General features: G+C 66.4%; 19 protein-coding genes. 3 read left to right on the plus strand and 16 right to left on the minus strand.

The features are described from left to right. Positions 1–11: 11 nt before the first annotated feature. The 8 genes from rpsO to rimP form a co-directional block, all read right to left on the minus strand. Positions 12–281, minus strand: a complete 270-nt coding sequence (rpsO, locus tag O3669_RS03050; RefSeq protein ID WP_007587851.1) for a 30S ribosomal protein S15 — start codon at positions 279–281, stop codon at positions 12–14. Positions 282–525: 244 nt separating this feature from the next. Next, on the minus strand, positions 526–1,515 hold the full coding sequence (locus tag O3669_RS03055) for a bifunctional riboflavin kinase/FAD synthetase (RefSeq protein ID WP_371523590.1): 990 nt from the start codon (positions 1,513–1,515) through the stop codon (positions 526–528). Positions 1,516–1,527: 12 nt separating this feature from the next. After that, positions 1,528–2,559, minus strand: coding sequence for a tRNA pseudouridine(55) synthase TruB (gene truB / locus O3669_RS03060; protein WP_371523591.1), 1,032 nt, complete (start codon positions 2,557–2,559; stop codon positions 1,528–1,530). A gap of 6 nt (positions 2,560–2,565) precedes the next feature. Beyond that, positions 2,566–3,018 (minus strand): 30S ribosome-binding factor RbfA, encoded by a 453-nt coding sequence (gene rbfA, locus O3669_RS03065; protein ID WP_295921028.1) that lies wholly within the window; start codon positions 3,016–3,018, stop codon positions 2,566–2,568. Positions 3,019–3,119: 101 nt separating this feature from the next. Next, complete coding sequence (gene infB, locus O3669_RS03070) at positions 3,120–5,981, minus strand: translation initiation factor IF-2 (protein WP_371523592.1); 2,862 nt, start codon at positions 5,979–5,981, stop codon at positions 3,120–3,122. Positions 5,982–6,117: 136 nt separating this feature from the next. Then, a complete protein-coding gene (locus tag O3669_RS03075) occupies positions 6,118–6,405 on the minus strand; it encodes a YlxR family protein (RefSeq protein WP_371523593.1) in 288 nt (95 codons plus the stop codon). Between the two features lie 44 nt (positions 6,406–6,449). Next, positions 6,450–7,478, minus strand: coding sequence for a transcription termination factor NusA (gene nusA / locus O3669_RS03080; RefSeq protein ID WP_295967348.1), 1,029 nt, complete (start codon positions 7,476–7,478; stop codon positions 6,450–6,452). Between the two features lie 412 nt (positions 7,479–7,890). Then, a complete protein-coding gene (gene rimP / locus O3669_RS03085; protein ID WP_295921100.1) occupies positions 7,891–8,361 on the minus strand; it encodes a ribosome maturation factor RimP in 471 nt (156 codons plus the stop codon). A gap of 92 nt (positions 8,362–8,453) precedes the next feature. Here rimP and O3669_RS03090 point away from each other — a divergent pair, with 92 nt between their 5' ends. After that, positions 8,454–9,443, plus strand: coding sequence for a hypothetical protein (locus O3669_RS03090; protein WP_314769881.1), 990 nt, complete (start codon positions 8,454–8,456; stop codon positions 9,441–9,443). 113 nt (positions 9,444–9,556) lie between these two features. On the opposite strand, the gene O3669_RS03095 is transcribed toward O3669_RS03090, so the two are convergent. The 3 genes from O3669_RS03095 to O3669_RS03105 form a co-directional block, all read right to left on the minus strand. Continuing rightward, positions 9,557–10,606, minus strand: a complete 1,050-nt coding sequence (locus O3669_RS03095; protein WP_295921096.1) for a 3-isopropylmalate dehydrogenase — start codon at positions 10,604–10,606, stop codon at positions 9,557–9,559. A 140-nt stretch (positions 10,607–10,746) separates the two neighbouring features. Beyond that, positions 10,747–12,975 (minus strand): exo-alpha-sialidase, encoded by a 2,229-nt coding sequence (locus O3669_RS03100; RefSeq protein ID WP_371523595.1) that lies wholly within the window; start codon positions 12,973–12,975, stop codon positions 10,747–10,749. 176 nt (positions 12,976–13,151) lie between these two features. Beyond that, on the minus strand, positions 13,152–14,360 hold the full coding sequence (locus O3669_RS03105) for a glycosyltransferase (protein ID WP_371523596.1): 1,209 nt from the start codon (positions 14,358–14,360) through the stop codon (positions 13,152–13,154). A 152-nt stretch (positions 14,361–14,512) separates the two neighbouring features. Here O3669_RS03105 and O3669_RS03110 point away from each other — a divergent pair, with 152 nt between their 5' ends. Further along, complete coding sequence (locus O3669_RS03110; RefSeq protein WP_371523597.1) at positions 14,513–14,668, plus strand: hypothetical protein; 156 nt, start codon at positions 14,513–14,515, stop codon at positions 14,666–14,668. A gap of 119 nt (positions 14,669–14,787) precedes the next feature. Here O3669_RS03110 and ilvC read toward each other — a convergent pair whose 3' ends face one another. From ilvC to O3669_RS03125, 3 genes are read right to left on the minus strand one after another with little or no spacing between them, the layout of a single operon-like run. Further along, positions 14,788–15,813: a ketol-acid reductoisomerase gene (gene ilvC, locus O3669_RS03115; RefSeq protein ID WP_295920658.1), complete on the minus strand. Its 1,026-nt coding sequence runs from the start codon at positions 15,811–15,813 to the stop codon at positions 14,788–14,790. A 2-nt stretch (positions 15,814–15,815) separates the two neighbouring features. Beyond that, the gene (gene ilvN / locus O3669_RS03120; protein WP_314769873.1) at positions 15,816–16,328 is read right to left on the minus strand and encodes an acetolactate synthase small subunit; all 513 of its coding nucleotides are present in this window, start codon (positions 16,326–16,328) and stop codon (positions 15,816–15,818) included. Continuing rightward, positions 16,328–18,094, minus strand: a complete 1,767-nt coding sequence (locus O3669_RS03125; protein ID WP_315284126.1) for an acetolactate synthase large subunit — start codon at positions 18,092–18,094, stop codon at positions 16,328–16,330. The genes ilvN and O3669_RS03125 overlap by 1 nt, the downstream gene beginning before the upstream one ends. Before the next feature lie 334 nt (positions 18,095–18,428). Here O3669_RS03125 and O3669_RS03130 point away from each other — a divergent pair, with 334 nt between their 5' ends. Continuing rightward, positions 18,429–20,021: an aspartate:alanine exchanger family transporter gene (locus O3669_RS03130; RefSeq protein ID WP_295920653.1), complete on the plus strand. Its 1,593-nt coding sequence runs from the start codon at positions 18,429–18,431 to the stop codon at positions 20,019–20,021. A 562-nt stretch (positions 20,022–20,583) separates the two neighbouring features. On the opposite strand, the gene O3669_RS03135 is transcribed toward O3669_RS03130, so the two are convergent. Further along, positions 20,584–20,739, minus strand: a complete 156-nt coding sequence (locus O3669_RS03135; protein WP_198015654.1) for a hypothetical protein — start codon at positions 20,737–20,739, stop codon at positions 20,584–20,586. Further along, the gene (locus O3669_RS03140) at positions 20,736–22,031 is read right to left on the minus strand and encodes a threonine/serine exporter ThrE family protein (protein ID WP_371523602.1); all 1,296 of its coding nucleotides are present in this window, start codon (positions 22,029–22,031) and stop codon (positions 20,736–20,738) included. The genes O3669_RS03135 and O3669_RS03140 overlap by 4 nt, the downstream gene beginning before the upstream one ends. Positions 22,032–22,290 lie beyond the last annotated feature (259 nt).

The raw sequence follows: 22,290 nt of genomic DNA on the forward strand, positions 1-22,290 counted from the left end.
CCGGCCCAAAATCAGCGGCGCAGGCCGAGACGCTCGATGAGCGAGCGGTAACGCTCGATGTCGATGTCGGCGAGGTAACCCAGCAGGCGGCGACGACGGCCAACCAGCAGCAGCAGGCCACGACGGGAGTGGTGGTCGTGCGTGTGGGTCTTGAAGTGCTCGGTCAGATCCTTGATGCGGCGGGTCAGCAGCGCGATCTGCACCTCGGGGGAACCGGTGTCGCCCTCGTGGGTCGCGTACTCGGCGATGATCTGGTCCTTGACGTCCTTGCTCAGCGGCACAGGCTTCTCCTTTGTATTCGTTGCGCGGGGCACCCGGGCTTGTCCCGGATGCTGACAGTCCGCGGCCGGTGTACGGCCTTTCTACAGTAGCACGTCCGGGTTCTCAGACCCGTCGTGAGCGACGAAGCTAACGATTTGGCCGCTCAGGGACGAGGCCGACCCTTCTGCCTCGCCGCCGCGCGCATAACGGATGGCAGGGCAGGGCACCCCCGTGGGAGTTGGGCACTGGTAACCCTGGGGCGCGCTATCGGGCGGTAACGGAGTCGGGGTCGACGCGCCCAGTGACGCCGATACCGAGGACGGAGGCCGTCTGTCGCAGGTCGTCGTCCATCTGGCGCAGCAGCCCGTCAAGGTCGTCGAAGGAGAGCATGGGGCGGATGCGCGCCACGAAGGTCACGGCGATACGTTCCCCGTACAGGTTCAGGTCGGAGCGGCCCAGGACGTGAGCCTCGACGGTGCGGTCCTCGCCGTTGAACTGGGGGTTTGTGCCCACGGAGATGGCGGCGGGCAGGAACTCGGCTGACTGGGTGCCGGGGACGGCGCGCACGACCCAGCCGGCGTAGACGCCGTCGGCAGGGATGACGCCTTCGACCTCTTCGGACAGGTTAGCCGTGGGGAATCCGAGGGTGCGGCCGCGTTTGAAGCCGTGGCAGACGCTGCCGCGGATGCGGTGGAGGTGGCCGAGGACGCGGGCTGCGCCGGAGACGTCCCCGGCGGCCAGGAGTTCGCGCACCCAGGAGGAGGACCAACGCCGCCCTTCGGGAGCCTCAATGTCGGTGACGGTCAGGACGTCGAAGCCGTATTGGCGTCCGAGGGCGCGCAGGGTGTCGATCGTGCCGGAGTTGCCGCGCCCGAAGCGGAAGTCCTCGCCGACGACGACTTCACGCGCGCCGCAGCGCTCGACGAGGAATTCGTAGACGAACTCGTCGGGCTCGAGGCTATAGACGCTCTTGTCGTAGTGGGCGACCAGGGTGGCGTCCAGGCCGGCGGCGGCCATGGCGTCGAGGCGGTCGCGCAGCGGGGAGATGAGCTGGAGCCCGGCCTCGGGTCGGTGCACCTGGATGGGGTGCGGGTCAAACGTGATGGCGATGGCGTCGACGCCGAGCTTGTGGGCGCGGTCCACGCAGGTGGCAATGACCTTCTTGTGCCCGTTATGCATGCCGTCGAAGTTACCGATGGTGACGACACTGGCCTCGTTGCCGGGGATGTCGGTCAGGGATTGCCAGACGTTCATTGTCTCTCTTTCTCAAAATACCAGGACGGTTCGAAGGCGCGTACCGTCGATGCGCAGCAGGCCGAGCACGTCTCCTGAGGGTGCGGTGGCCGCGATCGGCGAGGCGTCATCGTCGCCGGCGGTGCCGTGGCCGACCTCCGCCGCCCACTGGGCGAGCTGGGCGCGCGAGCGGCGCGGTGCCTGTCCATGGGCGAAGGCGCCGGCCTCGGCCTGGGTCAGGGGCAGGGCCGGGAACATGCTGAGGGCAGCCACGCCCAGGGGAAGCAGCGGCAGGGTCGGCTCCGCCTCGGGATCCGAGTGCGCCTCGACCGCCTCGGCCAGCTCCTCCAGGGTGAGGGCACCCTCCAGGGGGAAGTCGCCCACACGCGTGCGGCGCAGCGCGGTCAGGTGGGCGCCGACCCCGAGGGCTGCTCCAGCGTCGCGCGCCAGCGCGCGCACGTAGGTCCCCGAGGAACACTCAACAGCCACGTCCACGTCGACGACGCGCACCGGCCCGGGAGTGCACGCTTCCCTCTCCCCCGCCATGGCCTCGTCGAGGTGAACCTCAGCGAGGCGCGGGGGCGCCAGGACCTCCAGGCGCGAGATGCGCACGGGCCTGGCCGCCAGCTCGACGTCTTCGCCTGCCCTGGCCAGGGCGTAGGCGCGCTTGCCGTTTACCTTGATCGCGGACACCGTCGTGGGGACCTGCATGATGTCCCCGCGCAAGGGAGCGAGGACCGACTCGAGGTCGGCCTCGCTCAGCGACACGCAGCCGGGCGCCGCCGTAGCGATGCCCTCGGCGTCGTCGGTGTTGGTGGCGATGCCGAAGCGGATCGTCGCCAGATATTCCTTGGAATGACCGCTCACCCATGTGAGCAGCTTCGTCGCCTTGCCGATGCCGATCACGAGCACGCCGGTCGCCATGGGGTCGAGCGTGCCGCCGTGGCCCACCTTGCGGGTGTGGCCCAGGCGTCGCACGCGCGAGACCACGTCGTGGCTGGTGAGCCCCTGCGGCTTGTCGATGACGAGGAGGCCGGGGCGCGGATTATCGGGGCGACGAGCCATGGGCTCTCAGACCCATTCCTTCTCGTCGGCCTCGTCCTCTTCGTCGTCGTGACGGTAGGGGTCCTCCTCGCCCGCGTAGGTGGCGCCCACGGAGGCGGCGGCGATCGCCTCGTCCTTCGCCTTGGCCTTGGCCAAGGCGTCCTCCAGGGCGGCGGCGCTCTCGGGCAGCGCGTCGGGGATGAACTCCAGGGTCGGGGTCAGGCGCAGGCCCAGGGCCTTGCCGACGCGCGAGCGGAACAGGCCCTGCGCGGAGGCGAACGCGCGGGCAGCCTTCTCGCGCTGCTCGTCGTCGCCGAGCACCGTGTAGAAAATGGACGCGTGCTGCAAATCGCCCGTCACGCGCACGTCGGTGATGGTCACCAGCTCCAGGCGGGGATCCTTCACGTGGCGTCCGATCATGGACGCGACCGTCTGCAGGATGCGTTCCTGCACCTTTCGAACGCGAGCCTCGTCAGCCATCACGCTCCTCCTCTCGGGCGAAGCCGCCCACGTAGAAACAGTTCAATCGTAGAAGATCGGGGTCCGAGCGCACTCGGACCCCGATACTTCATGCCACGGAATCAGTCACGAGGCTTCTCGCGCATCTCCCAGGTCTCGATGACATCACCCTCGGTGATGTCCTTGTAGCCCAGGGTGATACCGCACTCGTAGCCCTCGCGGACCTCGGTGACGTCGTCCTTCTCGCGACGCAGGGACGCGATCTCGAGGTTCTCGGCCACCACGACACCGTCGCGCACCAGGCGAGCCTTGGTGCCGCGCTTGATCGTGCCGGAGCGCACGATCGAACCGGCGATGTTGCCGAACCTGCCGGAGCGGAAGACCTGGCGGATCTCCGCGGTACCCAGCTGGACCTCCTCGTAGATCGGCTTGAGCATGCCCTTGAGGGCGGCCTCAATGTCGTCGATCGCGGAGTAGATGACGTTGTAGTACTTGATCTCGACGCCCTCGGCATCCGCCATCTCGGCCACGCGCTCGGCGGGACGGACGTTGAAGCCGATGATGACCGCGTTGTCGACGGTCGCCAGGTTGACGTCGTTCTGCGTGATCGCACCGACACCGCGGTGGATGATACGCAGCGCGACCTCGTCGCCCACGTCGATGCGCAGCAGCGAGTCTTCCAGGGCTTCGACGGCACCGGACACGTCGCCCTTGATGACCAGGTTGAGGGTGTCGACCTCGCCCTCGGCCAGGACCTTGTCGAAGTCCTCCAGGGAGACACGCTTGCGGCGCTTGGCCAACAGGGCCTGGCGCTCGGCTGCCTCACGCTTGTCGGCGATCTGGCGGGCCGTGCGGTCGTCGTTGGCGACCAGGAACGAGTCGCCGGCGCGCGGAACCGACGTGAGTCCGAGGACCGCGACCGGGGTCGACGGGCCAGCCTCGGAGACGTCGTTGCCGGCGTCGTCGAACATGGCGCGCACGCGACCGTAGGACGAGCCGACCACGAGGGAGTCGCCCACGCGCAGCGTGCCACGCTGAACCAGCATGGTCGCGACGGCGCCGCGCCCCTTGTCCAGGTTGGCTTCGATGGCCACGCCACGGGCGTCCGTGTTCGGGTTCGCCTCGAGGGTCAGCGCCGCGTCGGCGGTCAGCAGGACGGCCTCGAGTAGCTCGCGGATGCCCGTGCGCTGCTTGGCGGAGATGTTCACGAACATGACGTCGCCGCCGTACTCTTCGGCAACCAGGCCGTATTCGGTGAGCTGGGCGCGGATCTTGTCCGGGTTCGCCGTGTCCTTATCGACCTTGTTGACCGCGACGACGATCGGCACGTCGGCCGCCTGCGCGTGGTTGATGGCCTCAACCGTCTGGGGCATGACGCCGTCATCGGCCGCGACCACGAGGATCGCGATGTCGGTGACCTGGGCGCCACGGGCACGCATGGCCGTGAAGGCCTCGTGACCGGGGGTGTCGATGAAGGTGATGGGTCGGCGGGTGCCGTCCTCGGCCGTGACCTTGACCTGGTAGGCGCCGATGTGCTGGGTGATGCCACCGTGCTCGGTGTCGACGACGTCCGTGTGACGGATGGCGTCGAGCAGCTTCGTCTTACCGTGGTCGACGTGACCCATGACGGTGACGACCGGGGGTCGGGGCACCATATTCTCGGCGTCGTCGAGTTCTTCGGCCTCGAGGTCGATATCGAAGGATTCGAGCAGCTCGCGGTCCTCGTCCTCGGGGGACACGACCTTGACGTCGTAGCCGAGTTCGGCGCCCAGGGCCTCGAAGGTGTCCTGGTCGAGGGACTGTGTGGCAGTTGCCATCTCGCCCAGGGCGAAGAGAACGGTCACCAGCGCTGCGGGATTGACGTCGATCTTCTCGGCGAGGTCAGCCAGCGATGCGCCCTGGCGGATGCGGATCTGCGCGCCGTTGCCGCGCGGGATCGCGACGCCGCCGATGACGGGCGCGTTCTGCTGCTCGTACTCTTGACGCTTCGCGCGCTTGGACTTGCGTCCGCGCTGCGAGCGGCCGCCGCCGCGACCGAATGCGCCCGGCGTGGAGCCGCGTCCGCCGCGGCCACCGCCGCGAGGACCGAAGCCGCCGCCGTTATTCTGAGCTGCTCCTGCGCCTGCACCAGCGCCGGCACCGGGACGTGCGCCGCCGCGACCGCGACCGCCGCCGCGGCCACCGCTGCGCTCGGAGGTGTTGTTACCGGCAGCGGCGTTGCGCGCGAAGTTCGCCTGGCCGGGCATCATGCCCGGGTTGGGGCGGTTGCCGCCGGGGCGGGGTGCACCGGGGCGCGGACCTGCGCCACCGGAACCACCGGGGCGAGGCGCGCCAGGGCGCGGGCCGCCGGAGCCACCCGGACGGGGCGCGCCGGGGCGCGGGCCGCCGGAGCCGCCCGGACGGGGCATGCCCTGGGAGGAGGCGTAGGGGTTGTTGCCGGGGCGCGGGCCGCCGGGACGCGGCGCGCCGGGACGGGCCGGGCGGGGGGCGTCGCCGCGACGAGGCGCGGGCTTGGGGGCGGCGCCTTCCGCGGGCTTGCGACCGCCGGGCTTGGGCGCTGCGCCTTCTGCGGGCTTCCTGCCACGAGGCTTGGGCGCGGTCTCGCTCTTACGCGCGGCGGGCTTGGGCGCGCCGGGCTTGGGGGCTGCGGCCTTGGGGGCTGCGGCCTTGGGGGCCGGAGCCTTCGGGGTGGGCGCCTGGGGGGCGGGGGCCGGGGCCTGCTCAGCCGGTGCCTTGGGGGCAGCGGGCTTCTTCGGGGCGGGCTTGGCCGCGCCGGGCTTAGGCGCCTTGGGGGCGGGCTTGGCGTCCGCCTTTTTGGTCTTGGGTGCCGCCGCGAACTTCTCGCGCATCTGCCGCACGACGGGCGGCTCGAGCGAGGACGAGGACGACTTGACGAATTCACCTGCTTCCTTCAGGTGACCCATCAGTTCTTTGCTGGTGATTCCGAGCTCTTTGGCGAGCTCGTGGACACGCAACTTTGCCACATTTCTCCATTCCGGAAGCGTCTCCGGTGTGGAGACGCCTTACTGATATTGCTGGCAGCTCATCGCTGGGTACTCATCGGGTGCCCATCAGCTTCCAACCCGCTTCCATTATCTCGGCGTTGATGGCGCGCGGCCATCATTGGGTGGTGATCATCTCCTCCACGTCTTCCCAGACGGCGTCCGTCACGGCGCCTGTTCGGAAGGCACGCGCGAGGGCTCGTCGGGTTCGGGCGCGTTGCACGCACCCCTGGTCGGGGTGGATCCACGCGCCTCGGCCTGGAAGAGTCGCCGTCCGGTCGAGGTGAATCTGTCCGTCCGGCGAGCGCACGATTCGCACGAGGGCGTCTCGGTGCGCGCGAGTCCCGCATCCGATGCAGGTGCGCCGGGGCCCTGTGGTGGGCTCGGGCGGCACGGGATACGACACAATCCCCTAGCTTAGTCGAGCTAGGGGATTGTTCGTCTCAGTTTCTATGAGCGACTTGTCACGTCGTCGGGGGTGGAGACGCGCGAGGCGGTCGCGTCGTCGCCGGTTTCCGTGTCGGCGTGGATGTCGATGTGATAGTTCGTCAGGCGCGCGGCGAGGCGGGCGTTTTGTCCTTCCTTGCCGATGGCGAGGGAGAGCTGGAAGTCGGGCACGATCGCGGTGGCCGTGCGGTTGTCGACGGAGTGGACGACCACGCGGGTGACGCGCGCCGGGGACAGCGAGTTGGCGACGAAGCGCGCCGGATCGTCGGAGTAGTCGACGATGTCGATCTTCTCTCCGCCCAGTTCGGCCATGACGGAACGCACACGCGCGCCCATGGGGCCGATGCAGGCGCCCTTGGCGTTGATGCCGTCGCGGGTGGCGGCCACGGCGATCTTCGTGCGGTGGCCGGCTTCGCGGGCGATGGCCTTGATCTTGACGAGGCCCTGCTGGATTTCGGGGACCTCGCGCTGGAAGAGTCCGGCGACCAGGTTGGGGTGGGTGCGCGACAAGGTGATGCGAGGACCGCGCTCGGTGCGCTCGACGCCCACGATGTAGGCGCGGATGCGGTCGCCGTGGCGGTAGGACTCGCCGGGGACCTTTTCGCCGTCGGGCAGGACGGCCTCGAAGTCGTCGGAAACCTGGACCATTGTGGGACGGCCGGGGCGAGGTGCCTGGACGGTGCCGGTGATGATCTGGCCTTCGCGGCCGGCGAAGTCGCCGAAGACACGCTGGTCGTCGGCGTCGCGCAGGCGCTGCATGATGACGGAGCGCGCCGTGGACTGGGCGATGCGGCCGAAGTTCTTGGGCGTGTCATCGAATTCACCGATGGGGTTGCCGTCTTCGTCCTCATCCATCGCCATGACGGTGACGCGACCGGTCTTCTTGTCGATTTCGATGCGGGCCTGGGAGATCGCTCCGGGCAGGTTGTGGTATGCCTTGAGCAGGGCCTCTTCGATGGCGTCGACGAGGGTTTCGAGGCTGACGCCCTTCTCGTTTTCCACCATCCGCAGAGCGGTCATATCGATTTCCATGGTCTCCTACTTCCCCGTTTCACAGTCGACGCGGGTGCGCGCCTTCCTCATGTCCTGATAGTCCATGGTAGTCGATTCATCGTCTTTGGTGGTCGTTGTGCTAGTCTCCCCCGCTGTTGGCGCAGATCCGAGAGTCGTGCGCGCGCCGAGAGGGGACGAGGCCGGGGCGGGGCGGGGCGGCCACGGCTTCGGGCACGCGCCCGGTTCCCCAGGGTGACAGGTCTGCGTCCCTGCGCTGCTAGAAACCGAATCAGGGGCCTTGCTCGAAGGAGCACCATCCCATCAGACAGTCATCGCTGGGGCCGCCGCGCATGGCACCACGCCAGGCACCCGGGTGATCGCATATCAAATGAGTCACACAAATGTGCCCGACTGCATGGCGCAGCCGGGCACATCACGATGAGAAGAGGACCTACTCCCCAGCCCCGAAGTCGACGCGAGCGCGCGCCTTCCTCATGTCCTGATAGGCGACGGCGGTTTCCTCACCGTCAACGTCGATCACCGCGCCGGTCTCGTCCGCGGAGACGACGCGGCCGGAGACGTAGCCTCCCGCTCGCAGCTTGATGCGCACGAGACGGCCGACCTGACGCAGCCAGTGACCAACCTTGGTGAGCTCACGCTCAGCTCCGGGAGTAGAGACTTCGAGCAGGTATTCGCCGTCGATGGGGTCGGCGGCGTCAAGAGCCTTCGACACGGCGCGAGACACATCCGCGAGGGTGTCCGAATCGACGCCGTCACCTCCGATCGGGGCGTCGACGATGACGCGCAGGAGGGGCATCGCGTCGGAGCGCGTGCGGGTCACCGAATCCAGTTCCAGGCCCGAGGCTGCGACCACGGGTGCCAGCAGTTCCTCAAGCGATGTGTCCGTCGTGGACGATCCCATAGGCGCCTATCTTTCTTTTCTTGAACGCGGGTCAGTTACCTATCCTACCCGGGGTGTGCGATGATGCGGGTGTGCGTTTCGCAAATCTGACTATGACTACACGCCGCTTACCGAGCCTCGTCGCTGCCGCAGCGGTGGCCCTCGCGCTGTCCGCATGCTCCGGGCAGGTGCAGCCGACCCTGTCGGGCTTTGCTGCCGCGCGCGACCAGGCTGCTCGTACGGAGGCAGCGGCGTCCGCGCGTGCTACCCAGCTCGCCGAGAATGCCACCGAGTGTGCGGCCTGTTCGACCGCCCTGCGTTCAGTCGCCTCGGCGTCGGACACCCGCCTACAAGCCCTCGGCGGACTGTGGGATCCGTGGGGCGGGCCCGCACCCGAGGGGAAGTCTTCACCCCCGGCTGTGTCCGAGGCCCCCACGGAGCTCGCCGCTTTCGTCTCGTGGCTGGCCCGCACGGCCACCCGCGACCTGGCGATCGCGGCCGATCCGAAGCTGACGAGCAGCGAGGATGCCCGCATCCTCGCGGCCTCGGCTCTGGGCCGCTACTCGAGCGCCGTCAGCGTGGCCAGCACCTACGGCATCAACCTGAACGCGGGCGCGACGCAAGCCGCCGCCATCAACGATCACGTCAATGCCTCCTCCCTGGATGGCGTCCAGACCTGGTCGATCGACGCATTCTCTGATTCGACGATTTCCACGACCTTCGCGCCCTCGGGCACGGACGTGGCGTCCTCACAGGAGCTGTCCGCGGCCGTAGCCCTGTGGGATTGCACGGCCTCCACGCTCCCCAAGGCACATGCCAGCGCGGACACCCTGAGCGTCGACGACACCTACAGCGTCTCGGGCGAACTGTTGACGCGTGCGCAGATTGCGCTGCAGGCGGGCGCAGCCGACACGCGCACGCCTCGCTGCGAGCTGCCCTACCTGGACGCGGCGACGCTGTCTACGAACCTGCTGGCCGCCGATACGGCTATGCTCGCCTCCGACTCCGAGGCCGTGCGCTCCGCCGGCCTGAGCGCGGCGCTCGTGGACATCGAGCAGTGGGCCCCTCACACGACCCTGCCCGCCCTCATCGGCACGAAATAACGCAGCCTGCGCTCCTGCGCCCGGCTGACGCTCCTGCGCCCGGCTGAAGAGACAACAGGGCCGCTCCCCCACCGGGGAGCGGCCCTGATTCTACGTGTGCGTAGCGTACCCGTTCATAGGCGAGCTGCGATATCGTCGCCGATCTGCGAGGTGGAACGCACCAGAGGCGCACCGGAGGCAGCGGCCTGCGCGCGCGCCGCCATGTCCGCATCGATGGCGGCACGCACGCGCGCAGCCTCATCCGCGAATCCCATGAAGTCAAGCATGAGCGCCACCGACGAGATCGTGGCGGTCGGGTCGGCCTTGCCCTGGCCGGCGATGTCGGGGGCCGAGCCGTGCACGGGCTCGAACATCGAGGGGTACTCGCGCGAGGGGTTCAGGTTGCCCGACGCGCTCAGTCCGATGCCGCCCGTCACAGCCCCGGCCTCGTCGGTGAGGATGTCACCAAAGAGGTTGTCCGTGACGATGACGTCGAAGCGCGCGGGGTCAGTGACCATGTAGATGGTGGCGGCGTCGATGTGGCAGTAGTCGATGGCCACGTCGGGGAATTCCTCCCCCACCTCGTCGACAATGCGGCGCCACATGTGTCCGGCGTTGACCAGCACGTTGTGCTTGTGGACCAGGGTCAGGTGTTTCTTGCGCGAGGCGGCCGCCTCGAAGGCGTAGCGCACGACGCGCTCCACGCCGTAGGCCGTGTTGACGCTGACTTCGGTCGCGATCTCGTGGGGGGTGCCCACGCGCACGGCGCCGCCGTTCCCGCAGTACAGGCCCTCGGTTCCTTCGCGCACGACGACGAAGTCGATGTCGCCGGGGTTGGCCAGGGGGCTGGGCACGCCCTCGTAGTACTTCGAGGGACGCAGGTTCACGTAGTGGTCGAGGGCGAAGCGCAGCTTGAGGAGCAGGCCGCGCTCGAGAACGCCGGAGGGCACAGACGGGTCGCCGACAGCACCCAGGAGGATGACGTCGTGGCGCTTAATGGCCTCGAGGTCCTCGTCGGTGAGCGTGTCGCCGGTTTCGTGCCAGCGCTGCGCTCCCAGGTCGAAGTGGGTGGTGGAGTAGTCGACGCCGCGATCGGCCAGGACTCGGTCGAGCACCTTCAGGCCTTCGGGAACGATTTCCTTGCCGATGCCGTCACCGGGAATTACTGCGATGTTCAGTGTCATGCGTCCATCTTCCCCCGCCCGCGCGCACCGGGTCGGGCCCATTCCAACCCGTGGTCTGTTTATGCAGTGACGTGCCCCATAGACGAGGCCGAGGCCGGGAGCGCGCTCACGCCCCAGGCCTCGGCCACGTCACGGATGGGTCAGACCCACGCCCCCGAGGAGGCGAAGTAGTACCAGCGTCCCGAGATCATCGTCCAGCCGGTGGCCATCTGGCCGTCCTCGCCAAAGTAGTACCAGGTGATACCGATGTTCTGCCAGCCTGTGGCCATCGCGCCCGAGGGGGCCAGGTAGTACCAGGCACCCGCGTACTGCCAGCCGGTGAGCATCTGGCCGGAGGCCGAGAAGAGGTACCAGGTGGGGCCGACCTGGACCCAGCCGGTCGCCATGGCACCGGTGGCGGGATCGATGTAGTACCAGGAGCCACCCGAGCCAACCCAGCCGCTGACGCGAGCGCCGTAGGCGTTGTAGTAGCTCCACACGCCGTCGGCGTTATCCCAGCCGGTGACCATGTATCCGTCAGCGCCGAAACGGTAGGTGGACTCGCCGATCGTGATGGTCTGGTTCATCGCGAAGGTGGAGTCCTCCAGCTGCCACTTCCAGCCCGACCCGGTGTTGACCCAGTGCGCGGGGGTCACCGCAGGCGTGGGATCCGGGGTGGGTTGCGGGTCCGGAGTCGGGTCCGGGGTGGGCTCCGGCGTCGGGGCGGGGTCCTCGCCCGGGTCGCTCAGGTACAGGTAGGCGGCGTCCACGCGCATGAACTCGATGTTCTTGTAGCCACCGGACTCGTAGAGCAGGCCCCACGTGCCGTCAGGCAGGGCGTGCAGGGTCGAGTAGGCCATGTCGCCGCTCTCGAAGACGACTCCGTCGTTCCAGGTGAAGCCGTCGTCGTAGGACACGCGAATCGTTCCGTTGGCGCGGGCCGAGGAGGAGTCAGCGTTGGAGAAGAGCAGGACGCGGGCGCGCGCGGAGCCCTCGGGGGCATCCGGGTAGGCGCGGATGATCGAGGCGTTGTTACGCGGGTCGGTCAGGTCCCAGTTGTGGCGGAAGGGGCCCCAGGTCTGGCCGCCGTCGTAGGAGATTGATTCGAGGCGCTGGCCGGCAGTGCCCTGTGTGCGCGAGTTGAGGAGCAGGCGCCCGTCGGAGAGCTCGACGACCTTGTTTTCGTCCGCGCTGCCTTCGGTGGGCTCGCCGGGCTTCCAGGTCGCGCCGTGGTCGTCTGAGTAGACGGAGACGGCCATGAGCGAGGTCGTGCCGGAGTTGGCGACGGCGTACTGCTGGATGAGGCGGCCGGCGTGGGCGCCATAGCGCAGCTGGATACCTTCACCGGAGGAAGCGAAGCGGGTGAACCACTGGCCCTCGTAGCCGGTCGTCACCTGGTCGGTGATGGTGCGGGGGTTTTCCCAGGTCATGCCGTTGTCGTGGGATTCGACGACGTGGGCGTGCAGGATATTGCGCGCGGCGGGGTCGGTGCCCAGGTGGGACTGGAAGAGGCCCACGTCGTAGGACTTGACCGAGAACATGAAGATCGTGCCGGTCGTGCGATCCACGACGAAGGAGGGGTCGGAGTAGCCGATCTTCGCGGCGCCGGGGGTGCCGGCCAGTGCGGTCATGATGGGTGTCCAGGACTTACCGCCGTCCTTGGAGATGCGGTAGACGATGGAGTTGGCCTGGGGCGCATCCTGGCAGGTGTCGGGGCGCCCGTCCCAGGCCGCGATAATCCAGCCGTTGGTGGCGGTGGTCAGCGCGGGGATGCGGTGGCAGTTGAAGCCGGCCAGGCCCGGGGAGGCCAGGCGAACCTTGTCGCCGATCGCGTAGTCCTGAGGCGTCTCGAGCGGGTCGGGCGCGACGGGGCGCGTGCCGGCAGCGACGGTGATCGGGTCGGTGGCGGCGACGAAGTCTCCGGCGATGACGTCGGTACCGTTGCGGTCACGGGTGGCGGCCCAGGTGGCGCTGGGGGTGAAGGTGCCGGCCGCAACGTCCTCGGCGGTCACGGTGTGTGTGGCCGAGGTGCAGGACTTGGTCGTGTGGGCGGCGAGGTTGTGCCAGCGGCAGTTGGGGGCGCCGGTCGTCAGGACTCCGCTCAGGTTCGAGGCCGTGGGGAAGACGGTGAGGGTGCTGTCCGTGTTGTTCGTGTAGGTGAAGGTCACGGTCACGACATCACCGGCGTAGACGGTGTCGCCGACTGTGTCGGTGCGCGTGGCGACAACGCTGATCGGGGCTGACTCGTCGTCAATTGCCGAGGCCGTGGTGACGGCTGCGTCGTCGGTGTCACTGGTGGGGGCGGCCAGAGAGGGGGCGGCGAGGCTCGCGCATAGCAGCGCGGCTCCCATGGCTGCCGCGAGGGCTCGCCCGTAGTGGCGGAGGGTCATCGTTGGTCTTTCCGGGGAGGGGTGTCAATCTGCGGTGAATGAGCTGTCACTCACCCTCCGCACGATTCATCATAGAAATATAGATGCAGACTAACCACTTATACAAGAAGGGTGTCACACGCTTCCCATCTTAATTACCACCAAACCACGCAGATGGAAGACAATCTGACACACCCCTACCCGCGCGACACAACCTCAGAAACTAACCGAGAATAAGACTCTTCCAGCCGATCGATGCACTCACGAATGTCATATCGCGCGCCAACCGCCACATAGCGACGCGCTTCGCGCGCACGCGCCGCACTCCCCCGTTCAACCCAGCTGTCAATCGCACGAGCGAGCGCACGAGCATCCCCGGCCTCGTACACACTGTCCTCGCTCAGGGCAAATTGACTGGTCGCCGTCAACGGACCGCGAGCAATGATGGGCACGACACCATATCGCAGCACCTCCAGGGCACTCAGCCCTTCAACTTCAATGCGCGCCGCATGCACATACAGGTCAGAGCTCGACACCTCACGGACGAGCTCATCCGCACTCAAGAAAGCAAAACGGACCGGATGAGCGATCACGTTGCTCCGCAAGAGACGCCGAGCCGAGGCACGCAGGGAGCGTTCAGTCGGACCACGCCCAGCAAGAGTCAGCTGAATCGAGCGCGCATGAGCACTATGGCGCAAAGCGCGCAGGATGGTCGCCTGGTCTTTTTCGCGCGAGAACCTCCCAACCGCGAGGATCCGAATGAGGCAAGATTCCCCCACCTGACGACCATCACCACCCACCGCCCCATCGAGCGGCACACCGTTTGACACAAGCAGAAGAGACGGGCGCACACGCAGCCGCAACACGCGGTCATACACGGACTGCGAGGGACATTGAATGAGGTCACAGCGATTGAAGATGAAGCACTTCCACACCTCGAGGATCACCCGATTCAGGAGGGGGCAACGGTCGAGATACACGGAAGCCGTCAGGTTTTCCGGATGAATGTGATAGGTCGCCAGAGCTGGCACTCCACGAGCGCGCGCACGCCGAGCAACGAAAGCCTGCAGCATAAACGGCTCTTCCAGATGCACCACGTCCGCCCAGTCGAGTGCCCGGTCAACCTGGCGACGATCCGAACGGGCAAAGGCGTAGCCCTGAGAGGCAATGAGCGGCGCCACAAGCGGGATACGAAGGTGCGGAAGCGGATAATCAGGCACACCAACACCACAATCATCACCATGACGCGGAGGAGCAGACAGCACGCGAACATCGTGCCCGCGCTCTCGCAACAGCGAGATCGTCCGGCGCGCGGAGGCAGCAAGCCCGTTACCGCGCGTATAGAGGTCATTGATGACGAACAGGATCTTGAGCCGGGTGGACACATCCGCCCCCTGAGCAGCCATACCCCGATTTTACCCAGGAGGCTGCGACGAGAACCATTGACGCAGACACAGACAACTCCGGCAGCCAATGCAAGACATCACAAAGAGTTGCTCAGAAAGTACTTACTAATAAACTGATGCTGTCAATCAGTCTTTCACAGCAAGGAATTACCGTGCGCCCCTCCCGTCGAACTCTGACACGCGTCACCTCGGCCGCCGTCGCCTCCCTCGTGATCGTTGCACCGATCTCCACCGTTTCGAACGCCTCTGCACTCTCCCCTGCCTCCCTTCCGTGGACGAACGGCTCCGACGAAGCGGCGGCGAACTAACCCTCGCGGGAACACAGTCGAACGTCACCCGCGCCTTTGAGCACAAAAGAGCCCCGACCTCGTCCCATATGCGTGGGAACGAGGCCGGGGCTTGGGTCTATCCGAAATGGACAGCGAGATCAGCGCGCGGCGCTGCCCTCGGTGTAGTCCGCATCGGAGTCGGTCCAACCGAAGGCCTTGCGCAGCTTCTGGCCGGTCTTCTCGATCGGGTGGGCCTCTTCCTCGGCGCGCAGCGCCTTGAACTCGAGAGCGCCGTTATCCTGGTCCGCAATGAACTTGCGGGCGAAGGTGCCGTCCTGAATGTCGGCCAGGACAGCCTTCATGGCCTCCTTGGAGGACTCGCCAATGACGCGCGGGCCGGAGACGTAGTCGCCGTACTCGGCGGTGTCGGAGCAGGACCAACGCTGCTTCGTGATGCCGCCCTCGTTAATGAGGTCGACGATCTGCTTCATCTCGTGGCAGACCTCGAAGTAGGCGATCTCAGGCTGGTAACCAGCCTCGACCAGGGTCTCAAAGCCGGCCTGGATCAGGTGGGAGACGCCACCGCACAGGACGGCCTGCTCGCCGAACAGGTCGGTCTCGGTCTCCTCGGTGAAGGTCGTCTTGATGACGCCGGCGCGGGTGCCGCCGATGCCCTTCGCATAGGACAGAGCCAGCTCCCAGGCCTTGCCGGAGGCATCCACCTCGACGGCGACGACGTCCGGGGTGCCCTTGCCCTGCACGTAGGTCTCGCGGACCTTGTGACCGGGGCCCTTGGGGGCGACCATGATGACGTCGTGGCCCTCGGGGACCTCGATGTAGCCGTAGCGGATGTTGAAGCCGTGTGCGAAGAGGAGGGCGGCGCCTTCCTTCAGGTTGGGGGCAATCTGCTCGGCGTAGACGTAGCGCTGGACCTGGTCGGGCAGCAGCACGGAGACGACGTCGCCCTCGGCGACGGCCTCGGCCACGTCCTTGACCTCCAGGCCGGCGGCCTCAGCCTTGGCCCAGGAGGACGAACCGGGGCGCAGGCCAACGACCACGTCAACTCCGGAATCCTTCAGGTTCAGCGCGTGCGCGTGACCCTGCGAACCGTAACCGATGATGGCGACCTTCTTGGACTGGATCAGCGACAGGTCTGCGCCGTCGTCGTAGATGATTTCTGCCATTTTCATTTCTCCTTCAGTTGATCCGTGATCGAGCGCGACCCGCGGCCGATGGCCACGGCGCCCGACTGGACGAGTTCGGTGACGCCGTAGGGCTCCAGGGCCCGCAGCAGCGCCTCCAGCTTGGATAGGGAGCCGATCGATTCGATGACGACCGACTCGGGTTGAACGTCGACGACGTGCGCGCGGAACAGGTCCACGATCTGCAGGACCGAGGTGCGACGGGTTTCGTCGGCCTGGACCTTCATGAGCAGCAGGCGCCGTTCGACGGAGTCTTCGGGTTCGAGCTCGACGACCTTGAGGACGTTGATGAGCTTGTTGAGTTGCTTCACGACCTGCTCGATGGGCGCGGAGTCTGCGTCCACGATGATGGTCATGCGGGAGATCTCGGGGTGTTCGGTCTCTCCCACTGCCAGCGACTTGATGTTAAAGGCACGACGGGCGAAAAGAGCGGCGACGCGGGTCAGCACGCCGGGCTTGTTTTCGACCAACACGGCCAGAGTGTGACGGTTCGTCATCAGTCTTCCACCTCCCAGTCGGGCGCCATGCCCTTGGCGTAACGAATCTCATCGTTGGAGACGCCCGCGGCGACCATCGGCCACACCATCGAGTCCTTGGAGACTCGGAAGTCAATGAGGACGGGGCGGTCATTGATCGACATGGCCCATTCGATGGCCTCGTCGACTTCGTCGATGGAGCGGACCGTGCGCGCGGCCATGCCGTACGCCTGGGCCAGCATCTCGAAGTTGGGGATCTGCTCGCCCTCGACCGGGTTGAGCGTCGTGTTCGAGTAGCGCTTGCCGAAGAAGAGCGACTGCCACTGGCGCACCATGCCCAGCACGGAATTGTTGATGAGGGCGACCTTGATCGGGATGTTGTTGATCGTGCAGGTGGCCAGCTCCTGGTTGGTCATCTGGAAGGAGCCGTCGCCGTCGATCGCCCACACGACCTTGTCGGGGGCGCCGACCTGGGCGCCCATGGCCGAGGGGATGCAGTAGCCCATCGTGCCCGCACCGGAGGAGGAGATGAAGCTGCGCGGGTTGTCCAGCGTGATGAACTGCGATGCCCACATCTGGTGCTGGCCGACGCCGGTGACGTAGATCGCGTCGGGGCCGACCTTGTCGGAAAGCTTCTTGAGAACTTCCTGGGGAGCCATCATCCCGTCTTCGGGCGCGGCCCAGCCAATCGGGTACTTGGAACGCAGGCGGTCCAGGTAGCGCCACCAGCCGGAGATGTCCTCGGTGCCCTCCGACGAGGCCTGGGCGATTTCTGCGGTGAGGATCGGCAGGGCGGTCGCCAGGTCCGCGACGATCGGAATGTCCGCGTAGCGGTTCTTCGAGATCTCAGCGGCGTCGATGTCGATGTGCACGACGGTGGCGCGCGGCGCGAAAGAATCCAGGCGGCCGGTGACGCGGTCATCGAAACGAGCGCCGAGGGCCACGATCAGGTCAGCGCGCTGCAGGGCGCCGACGGCCGCGACCGTACCGTGCATGCCGGGCATGCCCAGGTTGTGACGATCCGAGTCGGGGAAGGCCCCGCGAGCGGTCAGGGTGGTGACAACGGGGGCGTTCGTGACCTCGACCAGGTCGGCCAGGGCCTGCGTCGCGCCACCGCGCACAACGCCGCCGCCGACGTAGAGCACGGGGGCCTGGGCCTCGACGATCGCGCGGGCCGCGGCACGCACCTGCTTCATGTTCGGACGGTCGGCAACCTTGTAGCCGGGCAGGTCCAGGGCCGGGGGCCAGGAGAAGTCCATCTCTGCTACCTGCGCGGACTTAGTGACGTCCACGAGCACGGGGCCGGGGCGGCCGGTGCCAGCCAGATGGAAGGCCTCAGCGAGGCGGGCGGGAATGTCCTGAGGGTCGGTGACCAGGAAAGAGTGCTTCGTAATCGGCATGGACGCGCCAACGACGTCCGCTTCCTGGAAGGCATCGGTGCCGATCAGGGAAGCGCCAACCTGACCGGAGATCACAACGATCGGCACGGAGTCCATGCAGGCGTCGCCCAGGGCGGTCAGCACGTTCGTCGCGCCGGGGCCGGAGGTAACCAGCGCGCAGCCGACCTTGCCGGTGGCAAGCGCATAACCCTCGGCAGCGTGGCCCGCTCCCTGCTCATGTCGAACCAAAATGTGACGAATTGCCGTCGACGCCATCAGGGGGTCGTAGGTCGGCAGAATTGCGCCGCCGGGCATACCGAACACGTCGGTCACGCCCAGGGCCTCGAGGCTCGCCACAATAGCCTCGGCTCCGGTCATTCGGGTGGTGGTACTCGCGTCGCTCACCATTCGTCCTCTCAATCGTTGGGACCGTCTCAAAGAAAAACCCCCGTCAATTCCGCGCATTGGCGCGGATGCGGGGAATAGGCGTGCGATCCATCCTCTCGTTACGCGGCAGGCATCGCACGCCCGGGTACCAGGACCAGGGCGCGGATTCCAATCTCACGAACGTCGAGCATGCTAATACCGTAACTCGACACCGCCAAGCGCTCTTGACTATCTCATTGTGCGGACCTTCCGTATGCCCGCTCCATCTAGGACGATGGACTGAGAGACACAGCACCTGAAACTGGTTTAATTGATTCGTAGCACACACCATCAATACACGCACGGAGATTACATCGTGGTCAAGGTCTTCGAGATACTGCACGAGCAGCCAGTGCTGTTCCTGTTCCTCCTTATCGGCATCGGCATGGCCTTCGGCAAAGTCAAGATCAAGGGCATCGGCTTGGGCGCCGCTGCCGTTCTCTTTTTCGCCATCGTCATGGCAGCCTGGTCCCAGTCCAACGGGATCGAACTGCAGGTGACCAAGCAGCTGGGCACGCTGGGCCTGACGCTCTTTACCTTTGCGATCGGCATTAATTCTGGTGCTTCCTTCTTCCACAACCTCAAGACGGCAGTCGGCCCGATCCTGGCGATGGTCGCCTTCTACGGCATTGCCGCCACGCTGGGCTTGTACGTCGGCAAGGCCATGGGCATGTCCGTGCCCCTGATCGCCGGTACCTTCGCGGGCGCCGTGACGAACACCCCTGCCCTGGCTGCCGCCGGCGAGGCCAGCGGTGACCCCGCGACGGCCACGGTCGGCTACTCGATCGCCTACCTCTTCGGCGTCATCGGCATGCTCGCTGCTTCCATGGCAGCCCTCCACTACGGCCGCAATGACAAGGACGCTCCCTCTCCCCTGTCAAACCGCACGATTCGCGTGGAGCGCGACGACCACCCCTTTGTTGGTGACATCTACGAGAAGCTCGGCGAGAAGGTGTCCTTCTCCCGTCTGCGCCGCGGCGAGACCGGCCCGATCACCCGTCCGCAGATGTCCGACACCCTTGATCCCGGCGACCTCGTGACCGTCGTCGGCCCCCGCGAGCTCGTCGCCCGCGCTGCTACCGAACTGGGCCACGCGTCGTCCCATTCGCTCATGCAGGACCGCACCTACCTGGACTTCCGCCGCATGACGATCTCCAACCCCAAGGTCTCCGGCCGAACGGTGGCCTCCCTGGGTCTGGCCAAGCAGTTCTCCGCGACAATCTCCCGCGTGCGCCGCGGCGACGTCGACATGGTCGCCGAGCCCGGCCTCGTCCTCCAGGAGGGTGACCGCGTACGCGTCGTCGCCCCCACCTCGAAGATGGCTGAGATCACCAAGTTCTTTGGTGACTCCTCGCATGGCCTCACCGACCTCAACCCGATCGCCCTGGGCCTGGGCATGGCCATTGGCATTGCAATCGGCGAGCTGCCGATCTTGACCCCATCCGGCGACTACTTCTCGATCGGCTCCGCCGCCGGCACCCTCATCGTCGGCCTCATCTTCGGCCGCCTGGGCCGTATCGGCCCCATCGCGACGGCCCTGCCCTTCACCACCTGCCAGGTTATCGCCGAGCTCGGCCTGCTGATCTTCCTCGCCCAGGCGGGCGCGAAGGCTGGCGGCCAGATCCTCGAGGCCTTCACCTCAGGCGCGTGGGTCAACATCTTCATCCTCGGCGCGATCATCACGTCGACCATGGCTATCGGCTTGTACATCACCATGCGATGGGTGTTCAAGATGGGCGGCACGAAGCTCGCCGGCCTACTCGGCGGCGCGCAGACGCAGCCCGCGGTTCTGGCCTTCGCGAACGGCCGGACCAACTCCGATCCGCGTGTGGCGCTGGGCTACGCCCTGGTCTACCCGGTCGCCATGGTCGGAAAGATCGTCGTCGCTCAGATCCTGGGCGGCATGTAGAGACGTTGGCAGCGGGGTCACCTCCACACCACCCAAAGACCCTGCAGCCTTGCGAACGGGCGGGGATCCCCCCCATCCTCCCCCGCCCGTGCGAATGGGGCCGACCTGCACAGGTCGGCCCCATTCGTGTGCCTCCTTGTCGTCCCCTCAAACCATCAAGGCCACCGCAAAGCTCTCAAGGGCGCGCGGCCTGCGGTACCCGTAGGCGACGCCGGGGTCAGGTAATCAAAAAGCCAACACGCGGCCTGCGAGGCCTGACTGCACCGCCCCACCTGGTTGGAGATAGACACGGCGCTTGTGAGGCCTGGCTGCGGTGCCCGTGGGCGGTGGCGGGGCCTGGCCGGGCTTCGAGATCGACCACTCCGAGCCGTCAGGCTCGCGTGTGGCGATCTCGCGGGCGGGCCGCCGCCCACGGGCACACAAATCAGCCCGGCCGGGGGCCGCTGCTCGCGCTACAGCCGTAAACCTGGTGGGGCACAGCCAGGCGTAAACCTGGCGGGGCACGGACACGCGACGAGGCCGCGACCGGTTTCCCGGCCACGGCCTCGTCGATGAATGAGCGTCAGCGTGAAATCAGCGCGACGAGCACTCGAGCGGTCACAGCCGCCACGCACACGATCGCGATGTTGCGTCCGACGGCGCGAATCTCGTCGCGGTCGATCTCGTACTCAACCTCGAACGACGGCGGCTTCAGGCTTGCTTCAATCTCGAACTTCATGCGTTCTCCTCCTCGTACTCCCACAGGTTCGGGACTCGTTCTTGCTTTTCGACGAGCCAGTTCTTATCCGTCAGCATACGGGAGAGCGCGAGGCCCATGCCGATCGCGACGATCGTGAACATGACCGTGAAGAGCGCGGCGAGCGCGTCGTCGATCTGCTGGTTGTTCAGGTAGGTCAGAGCACGATAGAGCGGCACACCGGGGATCATGATGACGACAGCAGGCACGGACAGGGTCACGCGCGAGAAGCGCGTCCTGCGGGCCACGAAGACGGCGAGAAGGCCAGCTGCGAGCGCGGCGAGGCCGACGGCAGCAGGGGCAGGAACGCCAAGTTCCAGGTGCAGGGCGATGCGAGCAGTGTTGATAACGGCACCGATGAGTGCGGCCGTCGCACACACGCGTTGCGGTGAATTGAAGAGCATCGCAAACCCGTACGCTGCAACGAAGCTGGCGAGGAAGCGCAGAATGTAGTGCAGCCATGGAACGAGCGAAACGCCATACTCAGGCGTCACCGACCAACCGAAGACAGCCGAGATCGCCCAGACAGCCACACCCGCTGACATGACGAGCATCGTCACGTACACGAGGCGACCGACTCCGCCTTGGAAGTCTTGTCGCACCAAATCGATCAAGCCAGTCACCAGCGGGAAGCCAGGGACCAGGAAGAGCAGCGCGGAAATAAAGCCGGCCTGGTGCGTCGATTCAATACCGAGGAATTGCTGAGCCGGTGCGACCAACAAAATGTAGATCATCGCGGCGAGAGCACCACAGGCCATCCACACGCCGAAGTGGTTCATGTGGCGGACGAGCATCTGGCGGCGCAGCGCTTGTCCGAAGAACGAGGCGACGGCGACAGCAGAGCACTCGACCCATCCCCCGCCATTGAGGAATGCGAACGCCGCACAGGCGAGGCCTGAGGCAAGCGCGTTGGAGAACCAGTCGTAGAGGCCGGGCACGCGTGCGATCTTGTCGAGCTCGTCGGACACGTCCTCGACGCGCGCAGACTTGCCGTTGAGGGAGGCAACGTAGTTGTTGATGCGGTCGATCTTGTCGGCGTTGACACCCATGAGGCGTTGCTCGGCCAGCTCAGTGCGGAACGTGCCGTGTGCGTACGCCGTCGTGATGATCTCCGTGTAAGTGACCTGAGCGCGGTGCTCAGAAATGCCGACGGCGCGCGCGACGTCCGCCATGGATTTCTTCACGCGATAGGCGCTCGCCCCGAAAGAGAGCAGCATCTGTCCGAGCCGCAGAACGACCTGAGATTGGTGGGCAAGGCGGTCATGCGCCGCCATACGTTGGGCGAGGACCTCATCTTTGCCACCGTGGTGGTGAGGCCCGAGCGGGTGTGCAGAAGTGACCATAGGTATAGCATCGCACGCAAGTCGGCCAAACGTGGGCGACATTGGTCCGTGACGTGTGGTTTTTCATCTACTGGACGTCAGGCGTGCAACCGCGGGGCGAACCCGGGCGTTCCGTCTGTCCGGTAAAAGAACCTCGGAGAGTGACATCAGGAAAGAAAGCATTCGGCAAGGCAGAGATAGCATTCGGCAA

This window comes from Pauljensenia sp. 20925_1_34 (assembly GCF_041432775.1).
Taxonomy (GTDB): domain Bacteria; phylum Actinomycetota; class Actinomycetes; order Actinomycetales; family Actinomycetaceae; genus Pauljensenia.

Coding starts and splice junctions, on each gene's coding strand:
- rbfA (WP_295921028.1), bottom strand. CDS start 3,018: ATGGCTGACGAGGCTCGCGTTCGAAAGGTGCAGGAACGCATCCTGCAG.
- O3669_RS03100 (WP_371523595.1), bottom strand. CDS start 12,975: ATGACCCTCCGCCACTACGGGCGAGCCCTCGCGGCAGCCATGGGAGCC.
- O3669_RS03090 (WP_314769881.1), top strand. CDS start 8,454: ATGACTACACGCCGCTTACCGAGCCTCGTCGCTGCCGCAGCGGTGGCC.
- truB (WP_371523591.1), bottom strand. CDS start 2,559: ATGGCTCGTCGCCCCGATAATCCGCGCCCCGGCCTCCTCGTCATCGAC.
- rimP (WP_295921100.1), bottom strand. CDS start 8,361: ATGGGATCGTCCACGACGGACACATCGCTTGAGGAACTGCTGGCACCC.
- O3669_RS03055 (WP_371523590.1), bottom strand. CDS start 1,515: ATGAACGTCTGGCAATCCCTGACCGACATCCCCGGCAACGAGGCCAGT.
- O3669_RS03125 (WP_315284126.1), bottom strand. CDS start 18,094: ATGGTGAGCGACGCGAGTACCACCACCCGAATGACCGGAGCCGAGGCT.
- ilvN (WP_314769873.1), bottom strand. CDS start 16,328: ATGACGAACCGTCACACTCTGGCCGTGTTGGTCGAAAACAAGCCCGGC.
- O3669_RS03105 (WP_371523596.1), bottom strand. CDS start 14,360: ATGGCTGCTCAGGGGGCGGATGTGTCCACCCGGCTCAAGATCCTGTTC.
- O3669_RS03095 (WP_295921096.1), bottom strand. CDS start 10,606: ATGACACTGAACATCGCAGTAATTCCCGGTGACGGCATCGGCAAGGAA.
- O3669_RS03140 (WP_371523602.1), bottom strand. CDS start 22,031: ATGGCGGCGCATGACCGCCTTGCCCACCAATCTCAGGTCGTTCTGCGG.
- O3669_RS03135 (WP_198015654.1), bottom strand. CDS start 20,739: ATGAAGTTCGAGATTGAAGCAAGCCTGAAGCCGCCGTCGTTCGAGGTT.
- nusA (WP_295967348.1), bottom strand. CDS start 7,478: ATGGAAATCGATATGACCGCTCTGCGGATGGTGGAAAACGAGAAGGGC.
- ilvC (WP_295920658.1), bottom strand. CDS start 15,813: ATGGCAGAAATCATCTACGACGACGGCGCAGACCTGTCGCTGATCCAG.